The organism is Hoeflea sp., assembly GCF_984452065.1.
In genome coordinates this window covers 1-7,645 of sequence record NZ_CFHWAF010000181.1, presented here as the reverse complement: position 1 = coordinate 7,645, position 7,645 = coordinate 1, and the positions used below count along the sequence as shown (strand labels likewise).

The 7,645-nt window shown below is 61.2% G+C and carries 5 protein-coding genes and 1 pseudogene; 4 read left to right on the top strand and 2 right to left on the bottom strand.

The window, feature by feature from the left end:
* Both AC5E6N_RS22135 and AC5E6N_RS22130 read left to right on the top strand, forming a co-directional pair.
* Nucleotides 1–1,019, top strand: a 1,019-nt coding sequence (locus AC5E6N_RS22135) for an Mce/MlaD family protein (protein WP_491749839.1), incomplete at its 5' end; no start/stop codon positions are given.
* Nucleotides 1,020–1,118: 99 nt separating this feature from the next.
* A complete protein-coding gene (locus tag AC5E6N_RS22130; RefSeq protein WP_491749841.1) occupies nucleotides 1,119–1,685 on the top strand; it encodes an ABC-type transport auxiliary lipoprotein family protein in 567 nt (188 codons plus the stop codon).
* 99 nt (nucleotides 1,686–1,784) lie between these two features.
* Here AC5E6N_RS22130 and AC5E6N_RS22125 read toward each other — a convergent pair whose 3' ends face one another.
* Together AC5E6N_RS22125 and AC5E6N_RS22120 are read right to left on the bottom strand one after the other, a co-directional pair.
* Entirely contained in the window at nucleotides 1,785–3,611 is a 1,827-nt protein-coding gene (locus tag AC5E6N_RS22125; protein ID WP_491749840.1) for a hypothetical protein, read from the bottom strand.
* A gap of 45 nt (nucleotides 3,612–3,656) precedes the next feature.
* Nucleotides 3,657–5,546 (bottom strand): annotated as a pseudogene (locus AC5E6N_RS22120) (apolipoprotein A-IV repeat region-like domain-containing protein); the annotation flags it as partial.
* Between the two features lie 1,199 nt (nucleotides 5,547–6,745).
* Here AC5E6N_RS22120 and AC5E6N_RS22115 point away from each other — a divergent pair.
* The gene (locus AC5E6N_RS22115; protein WP_491749838.1) at nucleotides 6,746–7,126 is read left to right on the top strand and encodes an Hpt domain-containing protein; all 381 of its coding nucleotides are present in this window, start codon (nucleotides 6,746–6,748) and stop codon (nucleotides 7,124–7,126) included.
* Nucleotides 7,127–7,272: 146 nt separating this feature from the next.
* The gene (locus tag AC5E6N_RS22110) at nucleotides 7,273–7,593 is read left to right on the top strand and encodes a 2Fe-2S iron-sulfur cluster-binding protein (protein ID WP_491749837.1); all 321 of its coding nucleotides are present in this window, start codon (nucleotides 7,273–7,275) and stop codon (nucleotides 7,591–7,593) included.
* The last annotated feature ends 52 nt before the right edge of the window (nucleotides 7,594–7,645 follow it).

The window sequence follows — 7,645 nt, the reverse complement described above, 5'->3', positions numbered from 1 at the left end:
CCGGTCCGACCATTCTCGAACAGGCGGTTGAGAAGGGCAGCTACGCAATCCTGACGGCGGACGAATCCAGCGTCACCAACCTCCTGGCGACGGCGGAGGACATTCTCGGGCGCGTCAACAATGCCGTCAAAGGCATTGAGGAATTTGTCGATACCGCCAAGGGGCCGCTGACACGCACGGTGGAAAATGCCGAGAAGTTTTCCGATGCGCTGGCGGCGAACTCCGACGGCATCAGCGATTTCCTCAAAAACGTATCTTCGCTCTCGCAGACGATCGAAAATGTATCGGCCAAGCTGGAATCCGTGGTCACGCGCGCCGACCAGCTTGTCGCCGCGGTGGATCCGCAAAAGGTCGCGGAGATCGTCGACAATGTCGAGAAAGTCACCGCGGATGTGGCGAAAGCATCGCCTGAAATCGAGCCGCTGGTTGAAGACCTGAAGGTCGCCGCATCGAACTTTGCGCAATTGGGCGAGGAGGCCAATGCCGTTCTGAGCAGGGCCGACACGCTGATCGCTTCGGTCGATCCGGAAAAAATACGTCAGACGGTCGACAATGTCGCGGCCGCAAGCGAGCAGGCGCGGGAGGGCGTTGCAAGCCTGACGACGGTGGCCAACACGATCGAGAACCGCACCGACCAGATCAACCAGATCATCACCAATGTCGGTCAGCTTTCCAGCAGGCTCAACGATGCCGCGCTGAAAGTTCAGACGACGCTCGACAAGCTTGACGGCTTCCTCGGCAATGGCGATGCATCCGGGCTTGTGGCGGAAGCGAAGAAAACGCTTCAGACGTTCCAGGAGGTCGGTGAGAAGATCAACGCGCATATCGGGCCGATCGCTTCCAACCTTCAGCGCTTCACGGGATCGGGCCTGCGTGACTTCGATGCGCTGGTTTCGGAGGCGCGCCGCTCGATTACGCGTATCGAGCGCACATTCACGAAGATCGGGGATGATCCGCAGAGTCTCCTTTTCGGCACATCCGGTGAGGTAAAGACCTTCGATGGGCGTCGTCGGCGTTGACATTGGTCCGCGACGCACAGAAAGCTAGGACATGCTGTGGGGACAGTGCGAGCGGGGTATCCTTTGAAGGACGTCAAATCCATAGGTCTAGCGGCTCTTATGATCGGCACCATGGTGCTTGGCGGCTGTGCGGCGCTGGTGGGCGGCGGCGAGAAGAAGGACACCTATGAGCTGTCCGGCATCCCGCCGGTCGAAGGTCCCTATTCGAAACGGCGGCAGATCGTTGTGACCGATCCGTCGGCGCTGAAGTCGCTGGACGGCGCCAACATTGTTATCCGGACATCGCCGTCATCCATCCAATATCTGGGAAAGTCCCAATGGGCCGACAATCTTCCGGCCATCATCCAGGAAAAACTGATCGAGGCGTTTGAGGATTCGGGCCGCCTGGGCGGGGTCGGAAAGCCCGGAGACGGCATTGCCGTGGACTACCTCGTTTCACCAAGCATCCGATCCTTCGAGATCATTACCGGCAGCGGCGATACGGCGGTGGTCGAGATATCGGTTCGTATCGTCAACGACCGCAATGGCGTTGTGCGCGCGCAGCGCGTCTTCCAGTCGACTGCTCCCGTCCTTGGCGACAGCAATGCGGCGTTTGTCTCGGCGCTCGACAGGGCCAACGCGGACGTCATGAACGATATTGTCGCCTGGGTGCTGAAAATCGTCTGACGCTTCATCGGTTCGCCGCGGGCACGCAAAGGATCGCACGCAAAAGAAAACCCGCCTCGCGGCTGGCGCAGGGCGGGTTTTGCGTCTTTATGCGCCGGGCTACTTCAGCCGGCCGCTGGCGTGGGCGAGCATGGTGTAGACCTTGCCCGTGTCCGACGTCAGATAGGTCTGTGTGACCATCCTGTCGCGATCCGTCCTTGCGACGTCCGCAAGCAGTTTTTCGAAGTCGGCGATGTAGTGGTCGACCGCTGAGCGGAACTCCGGCTCCTGTGCGTATTTGTTCTTGATCTCCTCGAAGGTCTTCTGACCCTTCAGCGTGTAGAGCCGCCGCGTGAAGATATCGCGCTCGCCGCTCTGATAACGGCGCCACAGGTCGACTGAGGCGTCGTGATCGATTGCCCGTGCAATGTCCACCGACAGGGAATTGAGCGATTCAACCACCTGCCGCGGGTTGCGTGAGCGTGCGCCGCTGGCGGCGGCTCCGGCCTGATTGCGCGCCGGCTGGGTCCCGTCTTCTTCCTTGCGCGACGCGCTGCGCAGAAGATCGCGAACCCATCCCTCGCTTTGGGGCTTGCGGCCCGCGGCCGGCGCGGCCTGGCCGCCGCTCTGCATGACACCGAGTCCGCCGCGCAGATCGGATTTCGGTTCCGCCGGGGCCGGCGTTTCCGTGACGGCTTTCCTCTCCATGACAGGGGCGGCAGCCGGTTCGGGCGCGCGCGCACTGGAATGCTCGAACACCTGCGAGGATTGCTGCACGATGGATGACAAATCCTGCAGGGCCTTGATCTGTTCGGATACGGCGTCGCGCATCGCGGCGGTGCTCTCCCGCGTCTCCTCGGGCAGATCGAACACGCCTTTCTTGATCTCCGAGCGCGTGTTGTTCAACTCCTCGCGTATCTCGTTCGCAGACTGACGTATTTCCTCCGTGGCGCCGGCAAAGCGCGAAATGGCATCGTCAACCGCTTCCTTGACCGCCTGTTTCATGGTTTCGGCGGTCGAGGACGACCGGTTTTCAGTATCGGACAGCAGGCTGCCGATATTCTCGACCGAGTTGGACAGGCTGCCGGTGAGTTCCTTGGCGGCACTTCCGGCCCGCTCCTTGACCTTGCCGAAAGCGTCTTCCACGATGTTCTCGAGCGAACGCATGTTCTTCTCGATTTCCTCGGAGCGGGTGACCAGACCGGTGGACAGGCTGTCGAGCGCTTCCTTGCGCTCCTCCAGCGTGTTGGCAAGGCCGGATTGCGCCGAGCCGAGCAGGTCGGACGCGGTGGACAGAACCTTCGAATGCTCCTCGAAATTTCCGGCAATCTCGCCGACACGGTTCAGCGTCTCGCTGGAAATCGTGTCCAGCTGCGTGATGTTGGACTGCAGGACCTGTGTCGATCCGGCGAACATTTCCGCCGCGCGTCCAGCCGTATCGGCGAATTTCTCCGTCGTGTTGGTCAGGCGCGAATCGACCTCTTCCAGCGTGGTCGCCGTGTTGTTCACCAGATGCGAAATGGCGGCATTGCTGCGACCGAGCTCCGAAATCAGGTCGGTGACCTCGGTCTTCAGGCTGCTGCCGGCGCTGTTGATGGCATCGAGCGTTTCGCGTGTGCGCGACGTCAATGCATCGACCAGAGCCGCGCTCTGCGCCTGCAGTTGTTCGGCGCTTGCAAGCGTGATTTCCCTGAGTTCGCCGGTGATGGCTTTTCCGCGTTCGGCGTAGGCCTCCACAAGCGGCGCCGCCTGCTCGTCAATGAGCTTGGTGAGCTCGGCCGAACGGTTCGAGAGCATCGAGTTGAGCTCGCGTGTGTGTTCGTCCAGCGTTGCCCTGATGGCCTGATTGCGAACGTCCATCGCCTTTTCGCTGTCGGCGAAATGGGACGCGATCGCCTGAGCCTGCTCGCCGACCTTGTCACCTGCCTCGATCGCGGCGCTGGTGATGGCCTGTGCGGCGTCAAGAATGCCCGTTTCGCTGTCGTTGAGCCGGCCGGTCAGTTCGGCAAGCTGCTTGTTGAGCGATTCGGTGCGCTCCGTCAGGCGAACCTCGATGGCGTCGGAATAATTGGCCGCGGCTTCGCTGAGCCGTGCCGAGAAACCTTCGCCGATCCCCTGCAGGGACTGATAGGAACGCTGGGCTTCAGCGTCCATGTGCTCGACGGTCTGCGCGACGGTTTCGCGCAGCGTCGTGGCCATTCCAAGCGCCTTGGTCTCGATCGTTGCCGTGACGCTCTCCAGACCCGCGCCAAGCGCCGCATCCATCGTCTGCAGCCGCTCCTGCATGTTTGCGGTGCGCTCGTCGATGGTTTCACCGATGCGGTCGACATTGGCCGAGAGCGTTGAATCCATCGCCGCGACGCTGTCGTCGAGCTTTCCGGAAAGCGCGACGAATTCGCCCGACAGGGTCTCCGATATGCGCTCGTTGCCGGCGCTCATAAGCGTATCGATGCGCTCGGCATTGGAGCCGAGTGTGTTCGCCAGCATTTCCGTATTCTCGGTCACGGAGCGGGCGATTGTATCGGCGCTGCCGCTGACAACACCGTCGATGCGTTTTGAACCGGTATCCAGGGCCTCTTCGAGCGCCTGGGTGTTATCCGTGATCGACTTGGCGATCGTGTCGGTACCCTGGCGAATGAGGCCGTCGATGCGCTCGGCGTTCGAACCGAGCGTCACCGCGAGGGCATGGGTGTTTTCGGTCACGGCCCGGCCGACCGCGCCGGCGCCCTCCGACATCATCGTCTCAAGCCGTTCGGCGTTGGAGTTCAGCGTATTTGCCAGCGTCTGCGTGCTGTCGTTGGAGATGCTGCCGATTGCCTGGGTGCCTTCGCGAATGAGGTTCTGCAAGCGCTCCGCACTGGAGCCAAGGGTCGATTCCAGTTTTTCGGCGCTGTCCGACGTCGCGTTGTTGATGGCCGCCGTGCCGAAGCCGATCAGACCCTCCAGCCGCTCCGCGCTGGCGCTCAGCGTCGCCTCCATCTTGTTCTTCAAGGACCCGCTGCGGTCCTTGAAAGCGGAGGTGAACTCGGAGACGCGCTCGTCAAACGCGGTATTGAGCTGCGAGATGCTGCTCTGCAGCCTGTCCTGGAAGAAACCGGAGCGCTCGTCGAGGTCGCTCATGGCGTCTTCCGTGTGGTGCTGCAGGCTCTGGCGGAAATTGACGGCCTTCTCGTCGAGTTTGGCGTTGAGCGACTCGATCACATTGTCGAGGCCGCCGCTGAGCGCCTGCTCGCCGACGGTGAGGCTTTCGCTGATCTCCTTCGTCCGCGTGACCAGCGTCTCGTTGAGCTGGCGGGCGCGTTCGTTGAGGATCGTATTGAGCTTCTTGGTGTTGTTGTCGAGCGACGAGGCGCGGGTCTCGAACTCGCCGAGCAGAGCCTGACCGTGTTCGGTCAGGTTGAACTGCAGCGCCTCGAGGCGATTGTCGAACTCCCTGGCCAGCGCGCGGCCGGAATTGCCGAAGGACAACATCAGGGCTTCGGTCCGCTTTTGCAGCAGATCCGACACCGATTGGGTCAGTTCGTCGGCCTGTTCGGACAGTTTTGTCGTCCGCGTGTCGAGCAGCGCGGCAACCGCCTTGCCGGACGTCGTCAGCCTGCTGGAGATCTCGTCACCGGCGGTCTCCAGTTCCTCGCGCAATTGCTCGTGCGCGCTGACGATGGATGCACGCACACGTTCGGAATGGCTGACAATGGCCTCGCGTTCGTTGCTCAGACCCTCGACAAGAGTGCGCAGACGCACCTCGTTGTCGGAATAGCTGTGTTCCAGCGCATTGATCTCGGAGTGCACGAGTGTCTCAAGTTCCGAGGCGCGTGCAATGGTTCGTTCAATGCCTTCATTGATGGCGGACACCTCGCGGCGGACGGCCTGTCCGACCCGCATGATATTGTCCGTCGCCATGGTCTCCGGTTCGAACAGCCGGACGGCGAGCTCGGCCATGGATTTGGCCACCGAGCGCATTTCCTGCGCGCGTGCGATCATCATGCCGAACGCGAGGATAATCATGACGGGCAGGACAATCGCCAGCACCATCAGCAGGAACTGCGGATTGTTGGCGAGATCCGATGTCGAGTTGATGTCGTTGAAGCCGGTTCCGTAGACGAGGTTGAAGAAACCGATGCCGCCGATCGTCCAGAGGCCGGCCAGGACATAGGTCGCTATGCGGGCGGAACGGCCGCCCTTGCCGTCCAGAGAGCGCATGATGGCGGCGCGCGATTCGCGGCTGTCGTCATTGGCCGGGGCGAAGAGCGGCGATGACGGGCGGTCCGGCTTTTGCTGCTGCTGGCGTTTGGGTGTTCTGGACTGGGTGCGCTGCTGCTGTGGCCGGCTGGCACGGGCCGGCTCGCTGGCAGGGGCTTTTTGGGCAGGGGCCGACGACGATGAACGCGATCCGTTCTTTGAAGAGCCGCGGCGAGCCGTGGACTGGCGCTTGCCGCCACTGGTGGAACGGGCCGTGGCTTCGGAATCCGTTTTTGCAAGTTCCGCCGCAGCCGAAGCGACCTGAGCTTCGAGATCCTCCAGGGACGGTTCCGCCGCCAGATCCGTGCCCTCGTCCTCCTCAAGATCAAGCCGCAGCGCATCCTCCAGCGCCTTGAGCGGATCGTCTTCGACCGTTTTGTTTTGAGCGGTTCTCTTCGCCATACTGATCAATGCCTCGTACTCTGTACCCCGGATCCCGATACATGTCCGGGATTTCCAGCCCTTTCTGCAGTGGGCCAGCCCTTTCTGCAATGGGAATGACCGCCGTCGCAAACGGTGCCGCAAGCGCCCGGACATCCGGGCGGATAAGGCATCGGCACTCCCCACGTGCCGCCTCTAATTTCTTTAAGAGACTTCCCGTGTGCCACCCACCATTTCTGACACAGTTAACGGCCGGAAACAAATTCTACAGCATGAATAACCGGCTTACCCGAGCAAAGAACAACGGACGCCGGAGATACCCACAGTTAAATTTGCCGCAAATCCGGCTTTTACGATGCATTAACCATGAATGCAATTTTCCGCGCGCAAATCTGGACCTGTTAAGCCGATGCCGAAGAATCTGTTGTGGACTGTTTTGAAGCAACGGAAAGGGACAAGTCATGGTTGCGCATCTGGGAATTTTCGATCCGCCCCAAGCCGAGCAGGGCGGTAGTCCGTCGAGCGAGCGACCGATCGATCTGGTTCACCTCGCACGACAGACCAGCGGCGACAAGGAAACCGAGACCGAGGTTCTTTGTCTTTTCGCGCGTCAGGCGCGCCAGTGCGTCAATCAGATCTGCGGCACCAATCATCTGACCGAGAAGAAGGACCTCCTCGCGGTCGTGCGAACCCTGCGCGGATCGGCCAACAGCGTCGGCGCCTTCAGCGTGTCGCGGGCCGCGCAATATCTGGAAACGAACCCGATGGACGGACAGCTCCATGATGCGCTGACCGACGCCGTCGTCGACGTCGAAAACTTCATTTTCGGACTGTCGCGCTAACCGGCATATCCGCCTCCCGGAGCGTGCCGCCATGTGAGCCGGACTGCGCGCAGAGCGCTGTGAGCCGGTGATTTGCACGACAGTGCTTGACTTCCGCGCAAGTGTCTTTAACTCCGCATTGTTGCCATGAATGCGGAGCCTGTTGCATGACAAAGCTGACCATAGTCGCCCACGACGGCACCAAGTTCGATATCAATGCCGAAGACGGTTCGACGGTCATGGAAAATGCGATCCGCAATGCCGTACCCGGCATCGAGGCGGAGTGCGGCGGTGCCTGCGCGTGCGCCACCTGCCATGTCTATGTCGACGACGAATGGAGCGAGACCGTCGGCGCGCCCGACGTGATGGAGGAGGATATGCTGGATTTTGCGTTTGACGTCAGACCGACATCCAGGTTGTCCTGTCAGATCAAGGTGTCAAGTGAACTTGATGGCCTTGTCGTGCATGTGCCGGAGCGCCAAGCTTAGAGCACGTCTTTGTCGAAACAACAGATCGGTGATGGCCGATGAGCGAAATCGT